The organism is Collimonas sp. OK307 (assembly GCF_900113705.1).
Taxonomy (GTDB): Bacteria; Pseudomonadota; Gammaproteobacteria; order Burkholderiales; family Burkholderiaceae_D; genus Collimonas.
Genome location: NZ_FOQI01000001.1, coordinates 534,316 through 560,755, shown reverse-complemented (window position 1 = coordinate 560,755; position 26,440 = coordinate 534,316). Strand labels below are relative to the sequence as shown.

At 55.8% G+C, this 26,440-nt stretch carries 26 protein-coding genes and 2 tRNA genes; 17 read left to right on the top strand and 11 right to left on the bottom strand.

The window, feature by feature from the left end; all coding sequences use genetic code 11:
• Positions 1-58 precede the first annotated feature (58 nt).
• From glmM to BM205_RS02485, 6 genes are all read left to right on the top strand, one after another.
• Positions 59-1,396, top strand: a complete 1,338-nt coding sequence (glmM, locus tag BM205_RS02510) for a phosphoglucosamine mutase (protein WP_092412671.1) — start codon at positions 59-61, stop codon at positions 1,394-1,396.
• A gap of 82 nt (positions 1,397-1,478) precedes the next feature.
• Entirely contained in the window at positions 1,479-2,177 is a 699-nt protein-coding gene (locus BM205_RS02505) for a winged helix-turn-helix domain-containing protein (protein ID WP_092412160.1), read from the top strand.
• Complete coding sequence (gene phoR / locus BM205_RS02500) at positions 2,174-3,493, top strand: phosphate regulon sensor histidine kinase PhoR (RefSeq protein WP_092412158.1); 1,320 nt, start codon at positions 2,174-2,176, stop codon at positions 3,491-3,493. Before BM205_RS02505 ends, phoR begins: the two co-directional genes overlap by 4 nt.
• A 356-nt stretch (positions 3,494-3,849) precedes the next feature.
• A tRNA-Pro gene (locus tag BM205_RS02495) sits at positions 3,850-3,926 on the top strand.
• Between the two features lie 114 nt (positions 3,927-4,040).
• Positions 4,041-4,117 (top strand) — tRNA-Arg (locus BM205_RS02490).
• Positions 4,118-4,459: 342 nt separating this feature from the next.
• Positions 4,460-4,966, top strand: coding sequence for a hypothetical protein (locus BM205_RS02485; protein WP_217646004.1), 507 nt, complete (start codon positions 4,460-4,462; stop codon positions 4,964-4,966).
• Positions 4,967-5,112: 146 nt separating this feature from the next.
• On the opposite strand, the gene BM205_RS02480 is transcribed toward BM205_RS02485, so the two are convergent.
• The 3 genes from BM205_RS02480 to BM205_RS02470 all read right to left on the bottom strand — a co-directional run bounded on the left by BM205_RS02480 (position 5,113) and on the right by BM205_RS02470 (position 8,227).
• Positions 5,113-6,465: a DEAD/DEAH box helicase gene (locus tag BM205_RS02480; protein WP_092412156.1), complete on the bottom strand. Its 1,353-nt coding sequence runs from the start codon at positions 6,463-6,465 to the stop codon at positions 5,113-5,115.
• A gap of 299 nt (positions 6,466-6,764) precedes the next feature.
• Positions 6,765-7,232: a VOC family protein gene (locus BM205_RS02475; protein WP_092412154.1), complete on the bottom strand. Its 468-nt coding sequence runs from the start codon at positions 7,230-7,232 to the stop codon at positions 6,765-6,767.
• A 191-nt stretch (positions 7,233-7,423) separates the two neighbouring features.
• Positions 7,424-8,227 carry an inositol monophosphatase family protein gene (locus tag BM205_RS02470; protein ID WP_092351569.1) on the bottom strand — a complete coding sequence of 268 codons (804 nt, stop codon included), beginning with the start codon at positions 8,225-8,227 and terminating at the stop codon, positions 7,424-7,426.
• A gap of 150 nt (positions 8,228-8,377) precedes the next feature.
• Between BM205_RS02470 and BM205_RS02465 the strand changes: the two genes are divergently transcribed.
• Positions 8,378-9,157 carry an RNA methyltransferase gene (locus BM205_RS02465; protein WP_092412152.1) on the top strand — a complete coding sequence of 260 codons (780 nt, stop codon included), beginning with the start codon at positions 8,378-8,380 and terminating at the stop codon, positions 9,155-9,157.
• Between the two features lie 28 nt (positions 9,158-9,185).
• Here BM205_RS02465 and lexA read toward each other — a convergent pair whose 3' ends face one another.
• Positions 9,186-9,836, bottom strand: coding sequence for a transcriptional repressor LexA (gene lexA, locus BM205_RS02460; RefSeq protein ID WP_092412667.1), 651 nt, complete (start codon positions 9,834-9,836; stop codon positions 9,186-9,188).
• A 325-nt stretch (positions 9,837-10,161) separates the two neighbouring features.
• On the opposite strand from lexA, the gene rpsF reads away from it, so the two are divergent.
• From rpsF to BM205_RS02425, 7 genes are all read left to right on the top strand, one after another.
• A complete protein-coding gene (gene rpsF / locus BM205_RS02455; RefSeq protein WP_038488331.1) occupies positions 10,162-10,530 on the top strand; it encodes a 30S ribosomal protein S6 in 369 nt (122 codons plus the stop codon).
• Between the two features lie 53 nt (positions 10,531-10,583).
• Positions 10,584-10,928 (top strand): primosomal replication protein N, encoded by a 345-nt coding sequence (priB, locus tag BM205_RS02450; protein ID WP_175511122.1) that lies wholly within the window; start codon positions 10,584-10,586, stop codon positions 10,926-10,928.
• A gap of 33 nt (positions 10,929-10,961) precedes the next feature.
• Complete coding sequence (rpsR, locus tag BM205_RS02445; RefSeq protein ID WP_038488337.1) at positions 10,962-11,246, top strand: 30S ribosomal protein S18; 285 nt, start codon at positions 10,962-10,964, stop codon at positions 11,244-11,246.
• A 26-nt stretch (positions 11,247-11,272) separates the two neighbouring features.
• On the top strand, positions 11,273-11,725 hold the full coding sequence (gene rplI, locus BM205_RS02440; protein ID WP_092412148.1) for a 50S ribosomal protein L9: 453 nt from the start codon (positions 11,273-11,275) through the stop codon (positions 11,723-11,725).
• Positions 11,726-11,854: 129 nt separating this feature from the next.
• Entirely contained in the window at positions 11,855-13,255 is a 1,401-nt protein-coding gene (locus BM205_RS02435; protein WP_092351574.1) for a replicative DNA helicase, read from the top strand.
• Positions 13,256-13,454: 199 nt separating this feature from the next.
• Positions 13,455-14,081, top strand: coding sequence for a DUF47 domain-containing protein (locus BM205_RS02430; RefSeq protein WP_014006461.1), 627 nt, complete (start codon positions 13,455-13,457; stop codon positions 14,079-14,081).
• 3 nt (positions 14,082-14,084) lie between these two features.
• The gene (locus tag BM205_RS02425) at positions 14,085-15,095 is read left to right on the top strand and encodes an inorganic phosphate transporter (protein ID WP_092412146.1); all 1,011 of its coding nucleotides are present in this window, start codon (positions 14,085-14,087) and stop codon (positions 15,093-15,095) included.
• 164 nt (positions 15,096-15,259) lie between these two features.
• On the opposite strand, the gene BM205_RS02420 is transcribed toward BM205_RS02425, so the two are convergent.
• The 6 genes from BM205_RS02420 to BM205_RS02395 form a co-directional block, all read right to left on the bottom strand.
• Complete coding sequence (locus BM205_RS02420; protein ID WP_254783700.1) at positions 15,260-16,837, bottom strand: DHA2 family efflux MFS transporter permease subunit; 1,578 nt, start codon at positions 16,835-16,837, stop codon at positions 15,260-15,262.
• A 73-nt stretch (positions 16,838-16,910) separates the two neighbouring features.
• Positions 16,911-18,116: an HlyD/EmrA/EmrK family protein gene (locus BM205_RS02415; protein WP_092412144.1), complete on the bottom strand. Its 1,206-nt coding sequence runs from the start codon at positions 18,114-18,116 to the stop codon at positions 16,911-16,913.
• A 61-nt stretch (positions 18,117-18,177) separates the two neighbouring features.
• Positions 18,178-19,698, bottom strand: a complete 1,521-nt coding sequence (locus BM205_RS02410) for an efflux transporter outer membrane subunit (protein ID WP_254783699.1) — start codon at positions 19,696-19,698, stop codon at positions 18,178-18,180.
• Between the two features lie 120 nt (positions 19,699-19,818).
• Positions 19,819-20,301, bottom strand: a complete 483-nt coding sequence (locus BM205_RS02405; protein ID WP_092412142.1) for a MarR family winged helix-turn-helix transcriptional regulator — start codon at positions 20,299-20,301, stop codon at positions 19,819-19,821.
• Positions 20,302-20,416: 115 nt separating this feature from the next.
• The gene (locus tag BM205_RS02400) at positions 20,417-21,826 is read right to left on the bottom strand and encodes a sensor histidine kinase (RefSeq protein WP_092412140.1); all 1,410 of its coding nucleotides are present in this window, start codon (positions 21,824-21,826) and stop codon (positions 20,417-20,419) included.
• Positions 21,823-22,497 (bottom strand): response regulator transcription factor, encoded by a 675-nt coding sequence (locus BM205_RS02395; protein WP_092412138.1) that lies wholly within the window; start codon positions 22,495-22,497, stop codon positions 21,823-21,825. Before BM205_RS02395 ends, BM205_RS02400 begins: the two co-directional genes overlap by 4 nt.
• A 171-nt stretch (positions 22,498-22,668) precedes the next feature.
• Here BM205_RS02395 and BM205_RS02390 point away from each other — a divergent pair, with 171 nt between their 5' ends.
• From BM205_RS02390 to BM205_RS02380, 3 genes are all read left to right on the top strand, one after another.
• Positions 22,669-23,685 (top strand): ABC transporter substrate-binding protein, encoded by a 1,017-nt coding sequence (locus tag BM205_RS02390; protein WP_092412136.1) that lies wholly within the window; start codon positions 22,669-22,671, stop codon positions 23,683-23,685.
• Between the two features lie 128 nt (positions 23,686-23,813).
• Positions 23,814-24,671: an ABC transporter ATP-binding protein gene (locus tag BM205_RS02385; protein ID WP_254783698.1), complete on the top strand. Its 858-nt coding sequence runs from the start codon at positions 23,814-23,816 to the stop codon at positions 24,669-24,671.
• 91 nt (positions 24,672-24,762) lie between these two features.
• Complete coding sequence (locus BM205_RS02380) at positions 24,763-25,617, top strand: ABC transporter permease (RefSeq protein WP_092412134.1); 855 nt, start codon at positions 24,763-24,765, stop codon at positions 25,615-25,617.
• Between the two features lie 80 nt (positions 25,618-25,697).
• Here BM205_RS02380 and BM205_RS02375 read toward each other — a convergent pair whose 3' ends face one another.
• The gene (locus BM205_RS02375) at positions 25,698-26,432 is read right to left on the bottom strand and encodes a metallophosphoesterase family protein (RefSeq protein WP_092412132.1); all 735 of its coding nucleotides are present in this window, start codon (positions 26,430-26,432) and stop codon (positions 25,698-25,700) included.
• Positions 26,433-26,440: the final 8 nt, after the last annotated feature.

Here is a 26,440-nt window from a genome sequence, read left to right as displayed (position 1 = left end):
AGCAGCAGTAAACAGCAATATGGCAGTGACTGACTATAGAATTTGAATGAAGGCTGAGATGACAAGAAAATATTTTGGTACCGATGGCGTGCGCGGTCGTGTCGGCGTAGCACCGATTACACCGGATTTTGTGATGAGACTGGGTTACGCCGCCGGCAAGGTGCTGGCGCAGGCGAAATCCGGCACAGGCAAGCCAACCGTGCTGATCGGCAAAGATACCCGGGTTTCGGGCTATATGCTGGAAGCTGCACTGGAAGCAGGTTTTGCCGCCGCCGGCGTCGACGTGATGCTGGCCGGGCCGATGCCGACCCCGGCGATCGCTTACCTGACGCGCGCGCTGCGTTTGTCGGCAGGCGTGGTGATTTCAGCATCGCATAATCCGTATGAAGATAACGGTATCAAGTTCTTTTCGGCGCAGGGCAATAAATTGCCTGACTCCGTGGAAACCGCGATTGAGGACGCGCTGGCGTTGCCGATGGAGTGCGTGGCCTCCGATAAGCTGGGCAAGGCAAGGCGCCTGGACGACGCGGCCGGACGTTACATCGAATTTTGTAAAAGCACCTTCCCTAACGAGCTAGACTTGCGCGGGCTGACCATCGTGGTCGATAGCGCCCACGGTGCGGCCTACCATATTGCGTCGCATGTGTTCCATGAGTTGGGTGCCGAAGTCATTTCTATCGGCAATCAGCCGAATGGTTTCAACATCAATGCCGGCTTTGGCGCGACTGCGCCGGACGCGCTGGCGCTGGCAGTGCGCTCCAATCACGCAGATATCGGCATTGCCCTGGATGGCGACGCCGATCGCCTGGTGATGGTCGATGCCAGCGGCCGTATTTATAATGGCGACGAGCTGCTGTATGTGATGGTCAAGGACCGCTTGAAGATCGGTCCGGTAAAAGGTGCAGTCGGCACCTTGATGACGAATATGGCGCTGGAAGTGGCGTTCCGGAAAATGGGTGTTGAGTTCGCCCGTGCTAACGTCGGCGACCGCTACGTGCTGGAAGTGATGAAAGAGCGTGGCTGGAACCTCGGTGGCGAGGGCTCCGGCCATCTTCTGTGCCTGGATAAGCATACTACCGGCGACGGCATCGTATCGGCCTTGCAGGTTTTGTCGGCACTCAAGCGTGACGGTGAAACGCTGGCGCAGTTGACCGCCGATATCGCACTTTATCCGCAAACCTTGATCAACAAGAAGGTGAGCGCGGGCTTCGACTGGAAAAAAAGTCCGGCGATGGTGGCAGAGAAGGAAGCTGTCGAGCAGGAGCTCGGCGATAACGGACGCGTGTTGATCCGGGCTTCGGGCACTGAACCGCTGATCCGCGTCATGGTTGAAGCCAAGAGCGCCGATCTGGCGCAGGCGATGGCGTGCCGGATTGCCGATAAGGTATCTAACTGAGTATCTAACCAAGTGTCTGCCTGAGTGTTCACCTGAGTGCCCACATAGTTATCGACTGCCTACTGAATAGAGTTAATTGCCGATGTCGAAATTTCAAACCCACATTTTGATTGTCGAAGATGAGCCCGGCATTGCCGAGCTATTGCGGTTCACGCTCGATGACGCCGGCTTTTCCTGCGAGATTGCGTATAGCGCCAATGAGGCGCGGCAAGCGATCACGGGCGTTTTGCCCAAGGCCATACTGCTGGACTGGATGCTGCCCGATACTTCCGGCCTGGCGCTATTGCAGGAGTGGCGCAGTCAGCCGCGCAGCGCTACCCTGCCGGTCATCATGCTGACTGCCAAAGGTATGGATGAGGACAAGGTCCGCGGACTCAATGCAGGGGCCGACGATTACGTTACCAAGCCGTTTTCGCCCAAGGAGCTGATTGCGCGGATTCAGGCGCTGTTACGGCGCAAGATACCGGAGCTAGGGCAAAGCCTGCTTAGCCACGGTTTGATTCAGATCGATACCGATCGTTATCAGGTTACCGTCGATAGCCAGGAAATCGAACTGGATCAAGCCGAGTTCAAATTGCTGCGTTTCCTGGTGGCGCATCCGGATCGTATTTTTTCGCGCGCGCAACTGCTCGATAAAGTGTGGGGCGATCACACTTTCATCGAAGAACGCACGGTCGACGTGCACATCATGCGTTTGCGTAAATCTCTTGGCCTCGCCGCCGATTATGTCAAGACTGTGCGCGGCGTCGGCTATAAGCTCAACGCCGAGCCCGTGGCGTGACGAGAGCTGTGGCCAGTACCCGCAACGCGCGCGCATTCTGGGTGCCGGCGCTGCTCTGGTTTGGTTTGCTGTCGCTGGTTGCCGCGGCGGTAGTGGCCATTTGCGGTGCTATCATCGGACTAGTGTTCTTTAGTCTGTCGCTGGCGCTGTTATTGTTCCTGCAGATGTGGTCGCTGTATCAGATCGAACGCTGGATGGACGGTCCGGTCGGCGTCCGGCGGCCTAAAATCTGGGGCTTATGGGCGCATGCATTTGCCGCGCTGGAGGACATCCGGCTGGAAGATGAACGCTCACGCACCGAAATGGCGGAATGGCTGGCGCGCTTTCGGCAAGCCATGAGTTTGCTGCCGGACGGCGTGGTGATCGTCGACGGCGTCATGCATCTGGAGTGGTGCAATCCGGCGGCGCAAAGCCATCTGGGCCTGGATCTGAAGCGCGATGAAGGGCGCTTGCTGACCAACCTGATACGTTCTCCTGATTTCGTCGATTACATGTTGTCAGGCCGCTTCGAGCAACCGCTGCCTTTCATGCATCACGATAGAAAAATTCTGGTGCAACTGATTTCCTTCGAGAGCCGGCGCCAGATCCTGGTCACTCACGATGTGACGCAAAACGAAAAGACGGATACCATGCGGCGCGATTTCATCGCCAATGCATCGCATGAGCTACGTACTCCGCTGACGGTCATCAACGGCTTTCTAGAGCACGCGCTAAGCAGCGAAATGAGCGAGGAAACCCGTCAGCGCCAGCTGCACCTGATGGCCGAGCAAGGGCAGCGCATGCAACGGCTGGTGGCCGACATGCTGACCTTGACCAGGCTCGAGTCCCTGGTGCAGCCGCCATCGAGCGATACGGTGCGTATCAAGCCGCTGTTGAGCCGCATAGTGGAGGAGGCCAGGGCCTTATCCGCCGGCAAGCACCAGATTACTTTGCAAGCGCAGGAAATCGATCTCAAGGGCAATCATGATGAGCTGGAAAGCGCGTTTGCCAATCTGCTCTCGAATGCGGTTCGTTATACGCCAGACGGTGGGCGCATCGATGTCAGCTGGGGCATGGAAAACGAGTGCGCAAGTCTGGTTGTGGTCGATGATGGCATCGGCATCGCAGAGGAACATCTGAGCCGGCTTACCGAACGTTTTTATCGCGTCGACAAAACGCGCTCGCGCTCCACGCAAGGAACCGGCCTCGGCCTGGCGATCGTAAAGCATGTTTTACTGCGGCATCGCGGCCGCCTTGAGATCACTTCGGAATATGGCAAGGGCAGTCGTTTTAAAGTGAGCTTTCAGCGTGCGCAATTAGCGTTGCGGCAGGATTGAGTGAGTTTGAAAATTAGTCTGTAAATAATTTCGTAAAGAATTACGTAAATAATTACGTAAATAATTACGTAAAAAACGTAAGTAAGTTTGAGGCGGCGATCTGGATAATGCATCGCGTTTTTTTCATTGTTTTGCTGATGTTTTAAGCAGAAGTAAAAGAAGAGATAAATTTTTACGAAAATATGCGATTTTCTCTCGCATATTTTTCTGAAATCTGGTCTAATCCGTCTCTCAAGTTTTTCAGCAGATAAGCTTTTGGCGGTACCGTTATTGGGTTGGTTTTTGCAGCAAAATTTCAAAATTTTCCTGTATAAAAATTTGACAAAAATCGGAATACTGTTTATTATCTTGCTTCTCGGAGTGTAGCGCAGCCCGGTAGCGCACCTGGTTTGGGACCAGGGGGTCCAAGGTTCGAATCCTTGTACTCCGACCAAAAAATAAGCGGGTTGTCTTCGGACAGCCCGTTTTTCATTTGTGGTTGATGAAAATCAATCACGGCACTTGAAGATCTCACGATCGGAATCAAAGCATCACTAGGCGCATGAATCCGGCCGTAGCTCAACTGGATAGAGCATTCGGCTTCTACCCGAAATGTTGGGGGTTCGATTCCCTCCGGCCGGACCAGTTTTCTGCCTCTCTTCACAGCATTTTCCTTTAGTCAAATTCCATATTTGCAATATTTCGTCTGCGGCATAAATATGCCCGTGGATTCTTTCCGTTCGTCTCGGCTCCTCGAAAAAATCCTCTGTCAAGTTAGGGGCAGGCTTATTGGTTTGTCTGTCCGACCAAGATTATGATGCATTGTCGACATCTGTTTTGTGTCGCACTTACAGCCTCGATGCATTTTGTATTTTGCAATTTGCAATTACTGCAGTGCTGCCATTGCCATCAAAAACCTGAGGGAGCCGTATGCCTATTTCAAACAGCCCGTCCAAAATTTTTTCATTTCCAATATGCCATAGAATCGTGGCCCATCGGGTCGCTCGCCGCGCAGTTTTTTTGCTGGCGACATTGCTATACGCGGCTGGTGCGCTGGTGTTCTGTGCAGCACCGGCTGCGGCTGCCGATGGCTATGTCGACGCCGTACACTATCCGGCTCAAGAGCAGGGCTGGGATGACTTTCATGGCCTGGAGCGACGACTGGTGCAAGCTTTTGACGATGTCTGCGGCGACACCATCTGTGAAGGTGAATTCAATAATATCCAGGCGTTGCGTTATCGCTGTTCGGTGCGGCAGAGTGACGGCACGATGGGGCAGTGCGTGTGGACCTTTGCGGCCAGCAATGCAGGGATCGACGGGGCTACCGGGAAGGTTATGGTTGATGCCCGCACCTGGGCCTGCCGCACGCCGTTGGGTGCGCGGACACCGGTGGCAACGTTTTATAGCGTGCTTACGGTCGCCAGGCCGTTGCACGTAACGCTGCCTGGTACAACGGCGACGATCTTCGACGGTTTGATGGATTGCCTCAGCTAAATCCTGGTCCGACGGCTGCGCGCAATGCGCTGACGCCATACTGATGAAGCCAGGAGTGCAGCCTGGTTTCATCAGTATGGCGTCAGTTGTTCGGAGTGCTTTCAGCGATGCCGGTTGATCCGGCATCGCATTAGCTGCAACGCAGCTTAGCGACCGCGTCCGCCCGAGCGGCGCGGGGCCGCAGGACGTGCTTGCGTGCCGGTGCCACCGCCATGGCTGCGGGATGGGCCCTGGCCTGGCTTAACGCCAGGTGCTGCACCTTGTGAGCGTCCGCGTCCGCCACCACCACCGGCGCCACGATTGCCGCCGCCGCCACCGCCACCGCTACGCAGTTGTATCGGCTGTGCACGCGCATTAGGGTCCGGTTCGAAACCGGCAACCACTTCTTTCGGCAATTCGCGTTTGATCAGCTTCTCGATATCTTTTAACATCTGGTGCTCATCCACGCACACCAGCGATACCGCTTCGCCGGTGGCGCCGGCACGGCCGGTACGGCCGATCCGGTGGACGTAGTCTTCCGGCACGTTAGGCAGGTCATAGTTGACCACGTGCGGCAGTTGATCGATATCGATGCCACGCGCTGCGATGTCGGTTGCTACCAGCACTTGCAGGCTGCCATCCTTGAACTCGGCCAGCGCGCGGGTCCGTGCCGACTGGCTCTTGTTGCCGTGGATCGCCATGCCGCTGATACCGTCTTTTTCCAGTTGTTCGACCAGTTTGTTGGCGCCGTGTTTGGTGCGGGTAAATACCAGCACTTGCGACCATTGATGAGTCTTGATCAAATGCGCCAGCAGCGGGTGCTTGCGATCACGATCGACCGGGTGAATCTTTTGCTGGATCACTTCGACTGTGGAATTGCGGCGCGCTACTTCGATCATGGCCGGCGAGTTCAGCAAATTGTCGGCGAGGATCTTGATTTCGTCCGAGAAGGTAGCCGAGAACAGCAGGTTCTGGCGCTTCTTCGGCAGTACTGCAAGAATCTTCTTGATGTCGCGGATGAAGCCCATGTCCAGCATGCGGTCAGCTTCGTCCAGGATCAGGATTTCCACGTGGTTCAGATTGACGGTGCCTTGTTGCATGTGATCCAGCAGGCGGCCCGGGGTGCACACCAGGATGTCGACACCATGCTTGAGCAGCTTGATTTGCGGATTGATGCCGACGCCGCCAAAAATTACGGCCGAGGTCAGCTTCAAATATTTGCCGTAGAGGCGAACGCTTTCTTCGACTTGCGCCGCCAGTTCGCGCGTCGGTGTCAGCACCAGCGCACGGATCGGGCGTTGGCTGCCGGTCGGGTTCGTTGCTGAGGTCGACAGGCGATGCAGCACAGGCAGGGTAAAGCCGGCAGTCTTACCGGTACCGGTCTGGGCGCCGGCCAGCAAATCGCCACCTGCCAATACCGCAGGAATAGCCTGGGTCTGGATCGGGGTAGGTGTAGTGTATCCGTGTTCGGTAACGGCACGAACGATGGCTTCGGACAAGCCGAGTTCAGAAAAAGACATGACAACTCAATAGAATAATATCGGCCTGTCGCCTTATATAAGGCGCCAGTCGCAGGCAAACGGGATTAGAGGAGATTGGAGTCGTTTCGACTCCCGGGAGGCTGTCAGCCTCCTTAACAGCAGCATTTGACTGGAGAATGTGCTGTGTCGCCGGAGAGTATAACAATGACGCGCTGCAGGCAAGCAATTCCGGCGTGTGGTGGGGCAACCCTCCATAAAATTGGTATTAGCGATCCGCTTGAGAAGTAAAGCGGATCGCCATAGGGCCGATCAGGGGTAATGCGCCCGGTAAGGGGCGATCAGCCAGTTTTTTTCATGGCGACAGCGGCGCGCTCGCGTATTTCTTCTTCTGAATAATCGGCGATATGTGTGCTTATGGTCCAGACGTGGCCGAACGGGTCTCTCAGGGTGCCGGAACGGTCGCCATAAAACTGGTCTTGCAGTGGCCGCAGTTCAGTGCCGCCTGCGGCGATTGCCTGCGGGTAAAGTACATTCACGTTGTCTACATACAGCACGATGCTGACGCCAGCCCCGCCCAATGCTTTCGGGCTGCGGATTTCCATCTCCGGGCATTCGTCGGCCAGCATGATGTGAGAGTCGCCAATTTTAATTTCTGCGTGCCCGATTCTTTTATCGGGCATTTCCATGCGCAGTACTTCCACGGCGTTGAAGGCTTTTTGATAAAACGCGATGGCCGTGGCGGCGCCGTCTACAACGAGGTAAGGGGTGACGGTGGTATAGCCGTCCGGAACTGGTTTGACTGCCATTGTGTTCTCCTGCGTGAGATGGTCGTTGAGAGTGTCCAATTACGCTGATGCGCATGAATTGTAGTCTCTGGCCTACGCAGTTGAAATGACAAAAAGAAGAGTTTTAATGCTGCAGCGGCAAGGAGGTTTCCCGCTCGTACTTACAATTCATCAGCAGTGGGGCGGGCACCTGTGCCCACCCCACTTATTTCTTATTTCTTAGCAAAGGGCGACAGTAAGCCAACCATTTGCGCAAATACCTTCGGGCTGCCTGCCAGTACATCGCCCTTGTACAGATAATCGGATTCGCCGGTGAAATCGCCGACAATCCCGCCCGATTCGCTGATCAGCAACGAGCCTGCGGCGATATCCCAAGGCTTCAGGCCTTTTTCAAAGAAGCCGTCAAGGCGGCCGGCGGCGACATATGCGAGGTCAAGGGCAGCAGCGCCAGGGCGGCGCAGGCCGGCACAGCTTTGCGTCATGATGCGGAACATTTTCATGTACTCATCCATCGCCGGGCCTTCGGTTTCACGGAACGGGAAGCCGGTGCCGATCAGTGCGTCGGCAATCTTGTCGCGCTTGCCGACACGAATCCGTTTTTCGTTCAAATAGGCGCCGGAACCCTTGGTGGCGGTGAACAAGTCGTTGCGGGTCGGGTCGTAGACTACGGCCTGGGTGATCTGGCCGCGGTGTTGCAATGCGATCGACACGCAGTATTGCGGAAAGCCGTGGATAAAATTGGTTGTGCCGTCGAGCGGATCGATGATCCAGACATTTTCATTATCGTCATGCAGGTTGGCGGAGGCGCCGGATTCTTCGGCCAGGATGGCGTGGTCCGGGTAGGCATTCTTCAATACATCAATGATCGCTGCTTCTGCAGCCTGGTCGACTTCGGTGACAAAATCGTTATGCTGTTTTTTTGTTACTTTCAGCAGGTCGAGGTCGAACGAGGCGCGCGAGATAACCTTGGCGCCGTTACGGGCGGCCTTGATGGCCGTATTGAGCATTGGATGCATGGTCGGGTTCCGTTAAAATGGCGGCACTGTGCCAACCGGGAACAGGACCACCTATATGAATGATAATGAACGAGGCGGATGTCCCAGATGAATATTTTAATAAATAAGCAACTTTTAATCGATGAAATCCGCGTAATGGCGCTATTTTAAATGAATCAGGCAAAAATCGACACGTCTCTTTTCAAACGCCTGCGCTTTGTGCTGGTTGAAACCAGCAGCCCCGGCAATGTCGGGGCGGCTGCGCGCGCTATCAAAACCATGGGATTTTCCGAGCTTATCTTGGTGAATCCGCGTTTTCCAGATGTGTTGCAACGGGACGAGGCAATTGCATTTGCCAGCGGCGCGCAAGATGTTCTGGCGGCAGCGCGGATTGTCGATAGCGTCGAGCAGGCGTTGGAAGGTTGCAACTTCGCTGCGGCTCTGAGCGCACGTTTGCGCGAATTTTCCCCGCCGTTGACTGCGCCGCGCGCCTTGGCGGCCCAGCTTGCCGCTGATGTCAGCCTGAACGCGGCAGTCATATTCGGCAGCGAGCGTTATGGCTTGCCTAACGAAATTGTCGAAAAATGCAATGTGTTGCTGAATATTCCTGCCAATCCAGAGTATTCATCATTGAATCTGGCGCAGGCGGTGCAAGTGCTGGCCTACGAGTGCAGGGTTGCAGCGAGTGAAGAGTTGCCGCCGGTAGCAGCCGGCGCGGAGATCGGTTTTCAGGGCAATACGGCTAGCCTGGCCGATATCGACGGCATGTTTGCGCATCTCGAAAAGGCTTTGGTAGAAATTGAATTTCTCGATCCGGCCAGTCCGAAAAAACTGATGCCGCGCTTGAAGCGTTTGTTTTCGCGTACTCAGCTGGAAACTGAAGAGGTCAATATCTTGCGCGGCATCGCCAGTCAGATCTTGACCAAGCGGCGCCGCCTCGACCGCTCGTGAATCTGGCGTATCGGCACTTATCGATGCATCAGGCCCAGCTGCGCAACAGGCCGACCGCCAGACCTTCCAGCACGAAATCCTCTTGCTTGGATGTTACGATAATGGGTTCGAAATCAGGATTTTCCGGGAGCAGCTGGATCACGGAGCCGGATTTTTGATAACGTTTGACCGTAACGTCGTCGCCCAGGCGGGCTACCACGATCTGGCCGTTGCGGGCGCTGTCGGCTTTTTTTACCGCCAGCAAGTCGCCATCCAGGATGCCGGCGTCACGCATCGACATGCCGCGCACCTTCAATAAATAATCCGGTTTGGCGCTGAACAAGGCGGGGTCGACGTTGTAGCTGGCCTGGATGTGCTCTTGTGCCAGGATCGGAGATCCGGCGGCGACTCGCCCGATCAGTGGCAGGCTGAGTTGCATCAGGGCAGGGTGCGGCAGCGCCAGTTGCGTGCCCTGGTTGCGGTGGGCGCTTTCGGTAAGCCGGATTCCGCGCGAGGTGCCGGGTGCGATCACAATGGCGCCCTTGCGTGCCAGCGCCTGCAGATGCTCTTCTGCCGCATTGGCAGAGCGAAAGCCCAGCTCGGTGGCGATTTCAGCGCGCGTCGGCGGGAAGCCGGTGTTTTCGATGGCGTCCTTGATCAGATCGAGGATTTGTTGCTGACGGGCGGTCAATTTGATCATGGCGTGTATTTGGCTTAAAAAATGCTGGATGGTGCTGAAAAAGGTAGCAACGGCAGCGCTATTGCGACTGACCAATGCTGTGCATAACAACAGTCTGTATTTTTGTACAGTATTTGTGCAAATGCAAGATAATTTGATGTATTTAGATCACCTTAGGCCACGTCTTAGGCGCACATTAGCCACACCCATGCTGCCGGTTTTGATCTAAGCACCTGAAAGCGTTGAGTTTTGTTGCAATTGCGAGTACTATTGCTGGTTTTCCTCTTCCCACACTCGTCTTGACGCCGAGGTGGGCGATTCTTCAATCCGTCCAAAAGGAGCTTACATGCGTCATTATGAAATCGTATTTATCGTCCATCCAGATCAAAGCGAGCAAGTGCCTGCAATGATCGAACGCTACAAAGGTATCGTCACCACTCGTGGCGGCACCGTACATCGCGTGGAAGACTGGGGCCGCCGCCAACTGGCATACCTGATCCAGAAACTGGCTAAAGCACATTACGTCTGCCTCAACATCGAGTGCGACAGCGAAACTCTGGCTGAAATCGAAACCGGCTTCAAGTTCAATGATGCAGTGTTGCGTCATCTGACCGTCAAGCTGAAGAAGGCCGAAACAGGTCCTTCGCCAATGATGAAGGCTGTGCAGAAGGAAGATGCTGCCAAGAGCCATCGTACTGAAGCACCGGCTGCCTGATTTACCAGCTAGCTGCTACCAGCTTCATTGCCTAACCATTGAGCTCATCAGGAGTGGATCTACCCAATAACGTGTTTCAACTGGTTGCCGAAGTTGCCGAACGTGAAGTCATACGCTACACCCCGGCAGGCATCCCGATCGTATCTGCGATATTGCAGCATCGCTCGGAACCGATTGAAGCAGGTATCAAACGTTTGATTGAATTCGAAATTGCCGCGCTGGCCGTAGGCGAGATTTCGGGAAGATTCAGCAAGGCGCAATTGGGCGGCACGTTCTGGTTTACGGGATTCATGGCACGCAAGAGTCGCAATGGTAGAAGTCTGGTATTTCACATCACGGATTTCGCTGCAATAGAAGCAAATGCTTCCTCGGGAAACAAAGCTGAAATTGCAGATTGATTATTAAGCAAAATTTGAATACAGGAGCCAAAAATGGCATTCGGTAAAAAGTTCGATAAAAGCAAACTGAAAAACAAGCGTCAACAACAAAACCCGCTGTTCAAGCGTAAGAAATTCTGCCGTTTCACCGCTGCTCACGTAGCTAGCGTTGATTACAAGGATGTCGACACGCTGAAGGATTTTGTTCAGGAAAACGGCAAGATCATGCCAGCACGTCTGACCGGCACCAAGGCAATCTACCAACGTCAAGTGGACACTGCGATCAAGCGCGCACGTTTCCTGGCGCTGCTGCCGTACACCGATCTGCACAACGCTTAATTGACGACTTGAAATAGGAGAAAAATATGCAAGTCATTCTGTTGGAAAAAGTCGTTAATCTCGGCAATCTGGGTGAAGTTGTTCGCGTCAAGGACGGTTACGCACGTAACTTCCTGATTCCACAACGTATGGCACGTCGTGCTACAACTACTGCTATCGCTGAATTCGAAGCGAAGCGCGCTGATCTGGAAACTGCAGCAGCTGCCAAGCTGGCGATTGCTCAGGCTCAAGGCGAAAAACTGAACGGCCTGACCGTGCAGATTTCGCAAAAATCGGGTGTTGACGGCCGTTTGTTCGGTTCCGTGACCAACTTCGATATCGCTGAAGCGTTGACCAAGCAAGGTTTCGCAGTTGAAAAATCGCAAGTGCGCCTGCCAGTCGGCCCACTGAAGATCACAGGCGAGCACGCTGTTGCTGTTGCCTTGCATACCGATGTTGTAGTCGACATCGTTATCGCAGTGATCGGCGAACACGTTTAAGCAAGTCTTGGACGCAGCTGGTAAATAGTTGTTGTTGTATTAAAAGGCCGGGTTTTCCCGGCTTTTTTTATGTCCTTTTTTTGGGAGGCGGTGGCAAGACGGATAGTAGAAGCAGGTATAATTCGCGCCATGAAAGCACCTTCCAAAGCACCGTCCGATCCACAGTTAGATTCCCTCCGCGTACCACCCCATTCAATCGAAGCAGAGCAGTCCGTTTTAGGCGGATTACTGCTGGATAATGCGGCATGGGACAAGATCGCCGACTTTGTGAATGCCGACGATTTCTATCGTTACGACCACCGCATCATCTTCCAGCACATGGTCAAGCTGATCAACGGCAGCAAACCGGCTGACGTGATCACTGTCTATGAGTCGCTGAGCGGCACCGGCAAGGCCGAAGAAGTCGGTGGCCTCAGCTATCTCAATGCACTCGCTCAAAACACGCCGTCCGCCGCCAATATCCGCCGCTATGCAGAAATCGTGCGCGACCGTGGCGTATTGCGCAAACTGATTACCGTTGCCGATGAAATTTCCGGCCAGGCTTTCAGCCCGCAAGGCAAGGAAGTCAAGCAGATGCTGGACGAGGCCGAATCCAAGATTTTTGCGATTGCCGAGGAAGGTGCGCGCGGCGCCCAGGGTTTCCAGGAAATCCAGCCTCTGCTGACGCAAGTGGTGGAGCGCATCGACGAACTCTACAACCGCGACAACCAAAGCGACATCACCGGCGTATCGACCGGCTTCATCGATCTCGACAAGATGACTTCCGGCCTGCAGAAGGGCGATCTGGTTATCGTAGCGGGACGTCCTTCCATGGGTAAAACGGCATTCTCCGTGAATATCGGAGAAAACGTTGCGATCGATAGCGGTTTGCCGGTAGCGATTTTTTCGATGGAAATGGGCGGTACCCAGCTCGCCATGCGTATGTTGGGTTCGGTCGGCAAGCTCGACCAACACCGCTTGCGCACCGGCCGCCTGAACGACGAAGACTGGCCGCGCCTGACGCATGCGATCCAGAAGATGAACGATGCCCAGTTGTTCATCGATGAAACTCCGGCCCTGAGCTCGATCGAATTGCGCGCGCGTGCGCGTCGCCTGTCGCGCCAGTGCGGCACGCTCGGCTTGATCATCATCGACTATTTGCAGCTGATGTCAGCCAATAACGCCGGTGAAAACCGGGCTACCGAAATTTCCGAAATCTCGCGTAACCTGAAGGGCCTGGCGAAAGAACTGCAGTGCCCGGTGATTGCGTTATCGCAGTTGAATCGTTCGCTGGAACAACGCCCCAACAAACGCCCCGTGATGTCCGATTTGCGCGAATCCGGCGCTATCGAGCAGGATGCCGACGTCATCCTGTTTATTTATCGCGACGAGGTATACAACCCTGATTCGCAGGAAAAGGGTACCGCCGAGATCATTATCGGCAAGCAGCGTAACGGCCCGATTGGTAGCGTGCGCCTGAGCTTCCTCGGTCAATACACTAAATTCGACAATTACGTGGGTAATCTGGACGCACCGTACGGCGGCGACTAAGTATCCCTGTAATTCTTGTCCCTCTAATTCTTGTTGCTTTACCCTTGATGTCATTTTGTTGCAATAACGCAAAACTAGCGAAACCTGTTTAGTGTTACCTACCCGAGCCTGATATATTTCAGTTTCGTGACATTTGTTTGCTTTAAATTAAGAAGTACCGTAAGTAGATTCAGCTTAACCCTCAGAAGAGAGAATAAACATGTTTGGACGATTGATGCCCACCGAGGGCAAATTCTTTGAGCTCTTTAACCAGCACGCAGAGCTATGCGTCAAGGGCGCCAAAGAAATGGTGGCGTTGATGACTAATTTCGACGATCTGGAAATTCGCGTGCATGCGATCGAAGGCATAGAGAAGCAGGCCGACCAGGTCACGCATCATGCAATCGATATGTTGCACAAGACTTTCATCACCCCTATCGATCGCGATGACATCCATCAGCTGATCACGCGCATGGATGACATCCTGGACTTGCTGGAAGATGCAGCGCAGACCATTTCCCTGTACGACATCAAGGCAATTACGCCAGAAGCAAAACGCCTGGCCGAGCTGTGCCTGGGTTGCGCCGAGAAAGTCAAGGCTGCGGTAGGCCTGTTGCACAATATGGATAACTCGCGTGAAATCCTGGCGATCTGCGTCGAGATCGACCGCCTGGAATCGGATGCCGATCACGTGATGCGCGCCGCCATGTCGAAACTGTTCCGCGACGAGCCTGATGTACGCACCCTGATCAAGCTGAAAGCCATTTACGAACTGCTGGAAACGGTCACCGACCGTTGTGAAGATGTGGCCAACATCATCGAAGGCATTATCGTAGAAAACGCCTGATCCATGCATACTCTTCAAATCAGTATCTACGTTCTCGTTTTCCTCATTGCACTGGCGCTGGTATTCGATTTCATGAACGGCTTCCATGATGCCGCCAATGCTATCGCTACCGTAGTGTCGACCGGCGTCCTGAAGCCACAGCAGGCAGTTGCCATGGCGGCGCTGTTCAATTTCATCGCGATTGCGGTGTTCCAGTTGCACGTCGCCGCGACGGTGGGCAAGGGCACTATCGATCCCAATGTAGTCGATCATTACGTCGTCTTCGGCGCATTGGTCGGCGCTATCTGCTGGAACATCCTGACCTGGTACTACGGCATCCCGTCGTCATCCTCGCATGCCTTGATCGGCGGCCTGGTTGGCGCTGCAGTAGCCAAGGCCGGCACCGGTTCGCTGATCTCGGCTGGCCTGATCAAGACGATCGCATTTATCGTGTTGTCGCCGTTGCTGGGTTTTGTGTTCGGTTCCATCATGATGGTGCTGGTGTCCTGGATTTTCGTGCGCTCGACGCCGCGCAAGGTCGATAAATGGTTCCGCCGCCTGCAATTGGTATCGGCCTCCATGTATAGCCTTGGCCACGGTGGCAACGACGCGCAAAAGACCATCGGTATCATCTGGATGCTGTTGATAGCGACCGGATTTTCGCAAGCGAGCGATAGCTTGCCGCCATGGTGGGTGATTATTTCCTGCTATAGCGCGATCAGCCTGGGTACCTTGTTCGGCGGCTGGCGTATCGTCAAGACCATGGGCCAGAAAATCACCAAGCTGAAACCGGTGGGCGGCTTTTGCGCTGAAACCGGCGGCGCCATCACCTTGTTCATGGCCACCATGCTGGGTGTGCCGGTCTCGACTACCCACACCATTACCGGCGCCATTGTCGGTGTCGGTGCGGCACGCCGGGTCTCCGCGGTGCGCTGGGGCGTGGCGGGCAATATCGTCTGGGCCTGGGTCCTGACGATTCCGGCATCGGCCTTCATGGCAGCGATTGCCTGGTGGATCGGCAAGCACATTCTGTAAGCGGATCTGTCGGGAAGCAAAACGGGCGATACATAATCAAATATGTATCGCCCGTTTTTATTTTGCGATCTGTTTTCCTGGCTCTTGCTTCTTGCTTCTTGCTTCTTGCTTCTTACTGATTACTGATTACTTCCTGTCCGCAGCCTGGTCGCACATCTTCAATGCTAGTGCGCACCACCGGCATCGACCGGCAAGCTGGAACGTGAAGGCTTGGTCAGCCATACCAGCGCGATCAGCATCAGGAACAATACCGCCGAGATCCAGAAAATATCGGTGGCGCCCTGCGTGGCGGCTTTCACTGTAATCAGGCGCTCGACAGTGGCCCAGGCGGCCGGTTCCGGCATCCCTTGGGCAGTCAGGTTATGCACCGCCTCGTTAAATGCCGGGCTATGCGGGCCGGTGAACTCGGTCAGTTGCGAGTGATGCAGCGATGTGCGCCGGTCCCACAGGGTACTGGTGATCGAAGTCCCCATGCCGCCGAACATGATCCGCACGAAGTTCGACAAGCCAGCTGCCGACGGGATTTTTTCCGGCGGCTGGCCCGACAGGATGATCGAGGTCAACGGGATAAAGAACATGGCCATCGCCGCGCCCTGGATGATGGTAGGAATCATCAGGGTGAAGGTGTCGACGTTTTCGGTGAATTGCGAACGCATGTAGAACACCACCGCGAAAATGAAGAATGCCGTGCTGGCAACCCAGCGGGCATCGACCTTGGGCAGGATCTTGCCGATGAACGGCGACAGCAGGATGGCGAAAATACCCACCGGCGCCATCACTTCACCCGCCAGCGTTGCGGTATAGCCAAGCGTGGTCTGCAACCACAGCGGCAGAATCACCAGGCCACCGAACATCAGGCCGTAGCCGACCGAGATCGCAATTACGCCGCCGCTGAAGTTGCGGCTCTTGAACAGCGTCAGGTCGACTACCGGGTGATCGTCGCCCAGTTCCCAGATGACGAAGTAAATGAAGGAGACCAGCGAGACCGCGCCCAATATCACAATGGTCGAGGAATTGAACCAGTCGAGTTCCTTGCCCTTATCCAGCATGATCTGCAATGAGCCGACCCAGACCACCAGCAAGGCCAGGCCGACTTTATCGATCGGCAGTTTATATGTCGTCGATTCCCGCTTGTGATAAATCGACCAGGTGGCCCAGGCGGCAAATACGCCCACCGGAATATTGATGTAGAAAATCCATGGCCAGGTGTAATTATCCGAAATCCAGCCCCCTAGCAACGGCCCCATGACCGGCGCCACCAGCGTAGTCATGCCCCAGAACGCCAGGGCCATGCCGCTCTTGGAGGGAGTGTAACTAGACAGTAGCAACGATTGCGACAAAGGAATCATCGGCCCCGCGACCGCGCCTTGCAGCACCCGCGCGGCAATCAACACTTCCATGCTGGGAGCCAGGCCGCACAGGATGGACGACAGCACGAACAGGATAATCGATGTGACAAACAGGCGGACCTGGCCGAAGCGCTGGGTCAGCCAGCCGGTCAGCGGCACCGAGATCGCGTTGGCGACGGCAAACGACGTGATGACCCAGGTGCCTTGTTGCGGCGATACGCCCAGGTCGCCGGAAATGGCCGGGATGGAAACGTTGGCAATCGACGAATCGAGTACGTTCATGAACACGGCTAGCGAGAGTGCTACCGTACCCATGACTAGCTTGCCGCCGGTTAGCGGCGGCAGTGGTTGCGATGGCGGCCGCGCTGGCGGCGCCGGTTTTGGGGAACTCATGAATGCATTCCGGTAAGGGTTCGCGTAGCGGATGCCGTCGCGACGACGGCATCCGGCAGAAGCTTAGTGATTTTTAATGATTTGCGGCGATGATGCTGGCGATACGTGCATCGGCTTCCTGCCCGCTCTTGTCGAAGACGTCGGTGGTGTAGGCCGGTGCAGTACGCGCGGTGCCTGCGGTCAGCGAAGTACCTTCGGTCTGGGCCACGTCGACACTGACATCCATCGATACGCCGATACGCAGCGGATGGGTTTCCAGGTCTTTCGGATCCAGCGAAATACGCACTGGAACCCGCTGTACGATCTTGATCCAGTTACCGCTGGCGTTTTGCGCCGGCAGCAGCGCGAAAGCGGAACCGGTGCCAGCCGCCAGGCCGACTACCTTGCCGTGGTACTCGATCTTGGAGCCGTACAAGTCCGACTTCAAAGTTACCGGCTGGCCGATCCGCATATTGTTGATCTGCACTTCCTTGAAGTTGGCGTCAACCCACAGTGCGTTCAGCGGCACGATCGACAGCAGCGGGGTGCCGGCGGCAACGCGCTGGCCAACCTGCACTGAACGCTTGGCGACATAACCGGTGGTTGGCGCCAGCAATGTGGTGCGGGCCAGATTGATATAAGCGTTGCGTACCTGGGCAGCGGCGTTGAGTACATTCGGATGCTGGTCGACCGTGGTGCGGTCGGTCAATACCTTGTTCGACGCCAGTTGTTCGCGAGTGGCTTGCAACGCGGCTTCCGCTCCTTGCACTGCTACTTTGGCGTGTTCCAGTTCTTCCTTGGAGACGGCGCCGGTGCTGATCAGTTGCGAGCGGCGCGCCAGATCCGAGCGCGCCCGATCCAATTCCGCAGCACGGGCGGTGACATTCGAAGCCAGGGCGTTGTTGTTGACAAACAGTGTGCGCACCTGACGCACGGTTTGCGCCAGTTGGGCTTCGGCTGAAGCCAGTGCTACCTTGGCGTCGGCCTGGTCCAGATCCACCAGCGGGCTGCCGGCCTGCACCAGCTCGGTATCGTCGGTATGGATCGCAAGTACCGTGCCGCCGACCTGCGGCGTGACCTGGACCACGTTGCCACCGACATAAGCGTCGTCGGTGCCTTCGTAGTGGCGGGCATAGATGAACCACCAGATGCCATAGGCGATCAGGACAATGATAAGCGCGATAGTGACGCCGATCAGCAGACCGCGGCGTTTGCCGTTGCCATTGGTGGCTACAGGTGCCGGCGCAGCAGGGGCCGCAGCGGCGGATGGTTCTTGTGGAGTTTGATTTGGTGTTGTCATGATGCGGGTTTCGCAATAAGTGAACGGTTTATTTAGTGAATCGGTTTTCAGTCAAAAGCGATCAGTTTGTCGTGCTTGCCTGAGGACTGGCGGCGCTGCCTGCATTAGCTTCTGCAGGATTGAGCCCCTCGGCCGTAGCGTCAAAGCCGCCACCCAGCGACCTGATCAGGTTGACCCGCAAATCTGCTCTGCGGGCGCGCACGTCAAGCTCGGTTTTACGTTGTGCCAGCCAGCCGATTTGGGTGCTCACCACTTGCAGCATGTTGCCGGTGCCGACCTGTTGCCGTTGTTCAGCCAGTTTCATGCCGCGCTCGGCTGCGTCGACCGCAGCTTGTTGACTCTTGTCCTGGACTTCAGCGGCACGCAGCGACTGCACGCTATCCGCCACTTCGTGGAAAGCGTCATTCAGCGCCTGGTTATAAGTCGCCACTGCGCCGTCATAGGCTGCGACCCGGCCCTTGAGCTGAGCGCGCAATGCGCCGCCTTCAAAGATCGGCAGGTGGATCGCCGGACCGATGCCGACCACCTTGCTGCCATGAGTCAGGAATTGTGAAAAGCCAAGGCTGGAAAAGCCGGCCATGGCCGCCAGGTTGACATTCGGGTAGAACTCGGTCTTGGCAACCTTGATGTCGCTTTGCGCGGCTTCGACTTGCCAGCGCGCGGCGACTACATCGGGACGGCGTCCCAGCAATCCCAGCGGCAACTGGTCGGGCAGCGCAATGCTGCTATCCGCAGGCAGCGTCGGCACCGGGATTTTCAAACCGCGATCAGGCCCTTGCCCCATCAACGCCGCGATCTGGTTGCGGGTCAGCGCGATCGCTTCCTGCCATTGCGACTGCTCTGCACGCAAGTTAGCTACTTGTTGCCGGCTTTGCTGATTATCGGTTTGCGTATCGAGGCCGGCGGCGAAGCGTTGCTGCGTCAGCTTGTCCAGCTTGTCGCGCAATGCCAACTGCTGATTGGTCAGGTCCAGTTGCGCGTATTGACGTCCCAATTGCAGCCATGCTTTCGAGATGCCCGCAGTCAGCGCCAGGCGTGCTGCATAGTGTTCAGCTTCCGCAGCTTTACTTTGCGATATCGCGGAGTTCAGCTGCGCGCTGTGCTTGCCCCAGAAATCCAGGTCGTAAGAAAAATTCAGCGCGGTTTCATAGTCCGTTACATACATGCCGCCGAATGGCGGCGGGTAAATGCTGTTCTCGGTGAAGCGCTGGCGGGTTACCGCCAGGCTGGCGCCGACCTGCGGTTTGCCGGTTGCGCCAGCCGCTTCCACCATGGCGCGCGATGCGGCTATGCGGGCGGCGGCGGCTTGCAGATTAGGATTGCCTGCCAGCGCCTCATCGACCAACTGTTGCAGCTGGCCGCCGCCTATGCTGCTGACCCAGGAACTGGCCGGCCACATGCCGCCTTGTCCAGGCAAGGACGATGTCGATGCATAGTCGTCCGGATTGTTGGAGTGGGCAGTACTGTGGATGCCGCTGAAATTGGCGCAAGCCGCCAGCAGTAGTGCGGCGGCGCTGATGGCAAGGCGCTGGGTGCCGAGTTTCGGCAAGCTGCGTCGGACTGGAGATGGATGAGAGTTCATGTCGATGTTGATGTGACTGGTTGATTTGGCGGCCAAAGATAGAGCGACTACGAAGACTACGAGTAACACCACGAAGGCTGCTTGTTTAAAAGTAATATTGAATAAATTATTCTTGCATAGTCAATGTGTTTTTTCGGGCGGGGCATTAGAAACATTGCTTGCCAGCAAACGCCTTAGCATCGATTTCAAAAAGCCGATTTCTTCCGCGCTAAATTCTGAAAAATGTTTGTTCAGTACGCCGCAAAATGCCTGCGGCATCAATTTCGACAACGCCACGCCATCCGCAGTCAGATGCAATTTCATCAAACGCCTGTCGTGCGCACATGGCTCGCGCTTGATCAGATCGCGCGCTACCAGGCGATCGATCATGCGCTTGGTAGAGGCCGCGTCGGTATACGTTTCACGCGCCAGATCGGCTGCAGTTGAATACTTTCCTGTTGACAACATCAGAAGAATAGCGCCTTGTGCATGGGTTATCCCATACTGCGCCAGGGATTCATCAGAGCTTTTGACCAGCATGGCACGCGAGCGCGCCAATAAATAGCCTATGCTTTCTTCAATCTGATAGGTATCCAGAGTGAATAATGGTGGTGGATTGCTCACGGTGTGTTCAACTTTTTTCAGCTTGGTGCTTAATTTGATGCATTAATATTCATTGCCTAGGCAAGAATATACTGCAAAACAAAATTCCTTGCTGATGACACTCTAGAACTGTTATTCAGATCTTGCTGGCGGTTTCTTCATCCGGGCTAGTTGCAATGGCGGGCAATTGCACCAATACGGCCAGGCCGCGCTGCTGCTCGCCGGCGGCCAACGTCACCGTGCCTTGTGCTGCGATCACAATTTCCTTAACGATGGCAAGGCCGAGGCCAGTGCCATCCTGGCCCGGCGCCGCGTTACGGAAAAAACGCTCGAATACGCGATTGCGCACTTCGGCAGGAATACCCGGGCCGTTGTCGGCGACGCTGATGTCGACTTGCTCCTGACTGGCCGCGATGGCTACGGTGACCTTGCCGTTGACGGGGGTATAGCGGATGGCGTTGTCGACCAGGTTCATCATCATGGCGGTGAACAAGGCTTCGTTTCCCATCACCCAGGCATGCTGTATTTTTGTCTCAAGTCCAAGGTCGATATTCTTGCGTTGGGCCAGGTCGACAATCTCTTCCAGCACAGCTGCCGAGACCGCCATCAAATCCACCGGTTGCCTGAGGAAGGCCGTGGTATTGGAGGCCTCCGCCTGCGACAACAGTAGCAACTTGTTAGTCAGCTCGGTCATGTTGCGGCTGCTTTCCTGCATCGCCTGCAGCACTTCGCTGCGCCGGCCTTCATCGCTCAGGCGCCGGGCGAACTGGATCTGCGAATCGAGCAAGGTCAGCGGCGTGCGCAATTGATGGGCGGCGTCCGTGATGAAGCGTTTTTGTGCCGATACCTGTGTGTTCAGGCGCTGGATGGTTTGGTTGATGGCTTCGACGATGGGCCGCAGTTCCAGTTGCAACTGGCCAGGCCTGATCGGCGACACAGAAGTCGAATCGCGAGAAGCCAGTTGATCTTTCAGGTGCATCAGCGGCCGCAGCTCCATGCTCAGGCCAAGCACCACCAGTATCGCTGCCAACAACAACATGGCGATCTGGCGGTGCAGGGAGGGGCGCCACAGGCCCGCCAGCATCTGGTCATGGGCGCGGGTAGTCTGGCCCACCAGGACCGCAATCTTGTGTAACTGGCCGGCGTTGTACAGCGTGCGGACCTCGCTAACCACGCGCAGCATCTGGCCATGGTAGTCAATCGTGCTGTATGCCGGCGCGCTCAGCGGAAAGCGCAGCGCCAGCGGAAAATCGGGGCGGCCGGCCAGCAAGCTGTCGTGGTCGGTAATCACCTGGTAATACACCTGGTCCTGCTCCGGCGAGACCAGCGATTCCAGCGCCGCCGGCGGTATGCTGGCGTGCGGCACGCCGTCCAGCCATTGGATCTCGCCGGCAATCACCTGCGCCGACGCCAGCAACGCATGGTCTTGTACCAGATCGGCGGTCTGACGCGCGCTGCGATACGACAGCGCAGCGCTGATGGCGACAAACAAGGTTAGCGGAATCAGCAACCACAACAGTAGGCGCAGGCGCAGGCTGATGATCAATTGAGGTCTTTCTGTTTAAGCAGATAACCGAGTCCGCGCAGGGTCATGATGGCGGCCTGGCAGTGTTCCAGTTTCTTGCGTAAGCGGTGGATATAGATTTCAATCGCGTCGGCGCTGGGTTCGTCATCGAGCCCGAATACGCCATCCATCAAGGCGCTCTTGGAGACGGTCTTGCCTTGTTTCAGCATCAGGATTTCGAGTACGTCATGTTCGCGTCCGGGCAGCGCCAGCAACTGGCCGGCAATCGAAAACTGCCGCGTGTTGCTGTCATAGCGCAGGTCGGCGCAATGCATTTCTGCTGCCTTGTCGGGCGTTTGACGGCGGATCAGGGCCTTGATCCGGGCCACCAGTTCGCGTACCTCGAACGGCTTGACCAGGTAGTCGTCGGCGCCGGCGCCGAGGCAATCGACTTTCTCGTCAATCGAGCCGCTGGCGGTGAGAATCATGACCGGCACGTTGTTATGCCGCTCGCGCAAGCGGCGCAAGACGCTTTTGCCGCTCATTTTCGGCAACTGCAGGTCAAGCAAGACCACATCGTAGTTTTCGCTTTGCAGCAGGCGGTCGGCGGCTTCGCCATCGGTGGCGAGATCGATGGTGAACTTATCTTCCTTGAGTATCTTGCTGAGCCATAGCGCAAGCGGCGGATTGTCTTCGATCAGGAGTAATTTCATAGAAACGGGATAAATTGGTTATGTTGCACTGCAAGCTAAATTACACGAAATAACACGAATTTGGAAAGCTGGATGAAAGTTAGCGCACTCTAGAATACGCCCAAGACTGGAACAACGGCACCCCGCCATATGTATCCGGTCATTATCCCAAAAATAAATGGAGACAACACAATGCATACCCTCATCCGTGGATCACTGATTTCCGCTTTGCTCGTCGCTGCCGGTGTGGTTGGCGCAAGCCAGGCAATGGCAGCCGATTCAGGAAAAATCACTATCATGGTCGGCGGCATCACCAAGATGATCTATCTGCCGGCCAAGCTCACTGAGCAGCTGGGATATTTCAAAGAAGAGGGATTGGATGTCGAGCTGCAATCGCAGCCGGCTGGCGTCGATGCCGAGAATGAGCTGCTGGCTGGCGCAGTTCAGGCAGTAGTCGGCTTTTACGACCACTCCATCGACTTGCAAAGCAAGGGCAAGGAAGTCACCGCGATCGTGGTTTTCGGCCAGGTTCCTGGCGAAGCCGAAATGGTGGCGACTAAATCCGCCGATTCCATCAAGAGCATGGCCGACGTCAAAGGCAAGACATTGGGCGTGACCGGACTCGGTTCATCGACCAATTTCCTGACACAGTATCTGGCTGCCAAGCATGGCATTACTTCCAGTCAATACTCGGTATTGCCTGTGGGCGCCGACAATACATTCATCGTGGCGATCAAACAGGGGCGTATCGACGCCGGGATGACTACCGAACCGACCATTTCGCAGCTGTTGAAGACCGGCGAAGCAAAGGTTCTGGTCGACATGCGCACGGTCGAAGGTACGGTCAAGGCGCTGGGTGGTTTGTATCCTGCATCCAGCCTGTATGTTCAACGTCCATGGCTGAACACGCATAAGGTGGAAGCCGCCAAGCTGGCGCGCGCCTTCGTCAAGACGCTCAAATTCATCAATACCCATAGCGCTGCGGAAATCGCGGACAAGATGCCGAAGGATTACTACGGCAATGACAAGGCTATGTATGTGCAGGCCCTGCAGAATTCCCTGCCGATGTTTTCACCGGACGGCAAAATGCCTTCCGGCGGCCCGGAAACAGTATTGTCGGTTCTGTCCGGTTTCAATCCGAACGTCAAAGGCAAGCATATCGATCTTGCTAAAACCTATACCAACGAGTTTGTCAGTCAAGCCAAGTAAGACTGACGGCAAACAAGCTTAGTAATAATAAAGTGAGCGGACCGGAGTCGCACAGCGGCGCCGGTGACGAGACTCGCGCCAACCGACTACTTCGGGATGGCTCCGATCTGGACAAGAAGGAACTTCAAATGACTCAAGCAACGATTCAAGCAACATCGGCAACAAACGCACAACCTGCGGCATCGTCGTCAGCACCTCAGGTTTTGCGGGACACGCCCGCCATCGAGCTGCGCAACGTGTCGTGCCGTTTCATTTCCCCTGACGGTAAGGCCACCGTGGCGTTGCGTGATTTCACCATGAGCGTGGCGCGCGGCGAGTTCGTCGCTATCGTGGGGCCGACCGGCTGCGGTAAATCGACGACGCTGAGCATGATCACCGGGTTGCTCAAGCCGACCGTGGGCGAGGTGCGCATCATGGGCGAACCGGTCAGCGGCATCGATCCGCGGATTGGTTTTGTATTCCAGAACGACGCTGTATTCCCTTGGCGCAGCGTGCTGCACAACGTAGCAGCCGGACCGCTGTTTCGTGGCAAGCCGAAAGACGCCGCTTATGCCCTGGCCGAAGAATGGATACGCCGTGTCGGCCTCGACAAGTTCGCCAATCACTACCCGCATCAATTGTCCGGCGGCATGCGCAAGCGCGTCGCGCTGGCGCAGACGTTTATCAACAGCCCTGAAATTTTGTTGATGGACGAACCTTTCAGCGCGCTCGACATGCAGACCCGCACCCTGATGCAAGACGAGTTGCTGCAATTGTGGTCGTCGCAAGCCGGTTCGGTGGTATTCGTCACCCATGACCTGGAAGAGGCGATTGCGCTGGCCGACAAAGTCTATGTCTTGACCGCGCGTCCTGCGACCTTGAAGAGTGTGTACGAGATCGATCTGCCGCGCCCACGGGTGATGTCGGAAGTGCGCTATGAACAGCGCTTCATCGATATCTCGCGCAAGATCTGGGCCGATCTGCGCGAAGAAGTGCACATCAGCTAATCCTTGGCTTTATCCATTTACATACTGTCGCCAGGTTGAGATCGATATCAATATCAATATCGACCCAGGCGGAAGCAAAAAGGCAATTACCATGAATCAAGTACAAGCAATCGACAAGCTCAGCGCTGCCAGCCTGGCCACTGTCGAACTAGAGGCGCAACGAAAAATCAAGCAACGTTATTGGCTGGTGATGTCACTGCGCCTCGGCATCCTGATTTTTACGCTAGGCGGCTGGGAACTGGCGGCAAGACTGCAATGGATAGATCCATTCTTCTTTTCGCAACCTTCGCTGATCGTGGTGCAAATCTATGACTGGATCATGGAAGGCACCTCGCAAGGTCCGTTATGGACCCAGGTGCTGGTGACGCTGGAAGAAACAGTGTTGGGATTCCTGATCGGTTCTGTGGCCGGCGTTATTTGCGGTATTTTGCTCGGCCGTAATAAATTGTTATCCGATGTCTTCAGTATTTATATCCAGGTTGCCAATTCGATTCCACGGGTGGTGCTGGGCTCGATTTTCGTCATCGCGCTGGGTTTGGGGATGGCCTCCAAAGTTGCGCTGGCGGTGGTGATGGTGTTCTTCGTGGTGTTCGGCAATGCTTTCCAAGGTGTGCGTGAAGCCGACCGTTACATGATTGCCAATGCGCAGATTCTCGGCGCATCGCCGCGCCAGGTCACGATGTCGGTGGTGATTCCTTCCGCATTGAGCTGGATCCTGGCGAGTCTGCACGTGAGTTTCGGTTTTGCCCTGGTGGGTGCGGTAGTGGGTGAATTCCTCGGTTCCAAGCAAGGTATCGGCCTGTTGATATCAACCGCACAAGGCGCTTTCAATGCCAGCGGCGTGTTTGCAGCGATGATCGTGTTGGCAGTGGTGGCTCTGGCTGCGGATTACTTGCTGACGACGCTGGAAAAACGTTTGCTTAAGTGGCGTCCTGTGGCATTCTGAGTTCTAGCAGTGTCTTAAGGTTGCGGCGCATCGAGTTCGATGCGCCGTTTTTTTTTTGCCCGGTTTGCTCAGGCTCTTGCTTAGACTCTTCCGGTCGACAGCCACGTCGCCCAGTCGCTCCTGCCGTTCTTTAGCGCTGTGGCGGCGGCCTTGTGATGGTCGTAACTGATATTCAGATGCATGACATTCCAGCCATGCGCGCTTTGTTCGCAAATGGCATAACGGGCATGCGGGCTGCCGTTCTCGATGGCGTGGAAGTAGGGCTGGTCGTCGTCATAAGCTTGCAAGCCGACGCTGCCGGGATTGACCACCACGCGTTCGCCGGAGATAGCGTAGGCACGTGGCTTGTGTGTATGTCCACAAATGATCAGGCTATGCGTGATGCCGGTAGCACGGGTTTCAATATCGGCAGCGGCGGCCATGCGGCAGCCACGCCGGTCGACCTGTTCAAGGAAGTAAACCAAATCACTGGCTGGCGTGCCGTGGCACATGAAAACCTCGTCGGAGATAACCAGTGTGCCTGGCAATCCTTTGATCCAGTCGCGCTGCGCCTGCGTCGTGTGTTCAAACGCGAACTGGTCGCTGGGATGGCCGGCTTGCTGTTCGCAGGCAAGCAACTGGCGCTCGTGGTTGCCGCGAATGGTTGGCAATTGCAGCGGCATCAATAAATCTGCGGTCGCTGCGGGTTCCAGCGGCCCGGACAGGATGTCGCCGGCGTTGACGATCAAATCCACCCCTTGCTTCTTGATGTCGGCCAGAACGGCTTCCAGCGCCCAGATGTTGGCGTGAATGTCGGAAAGAATGGCGAGTTTCATTGGCGTAC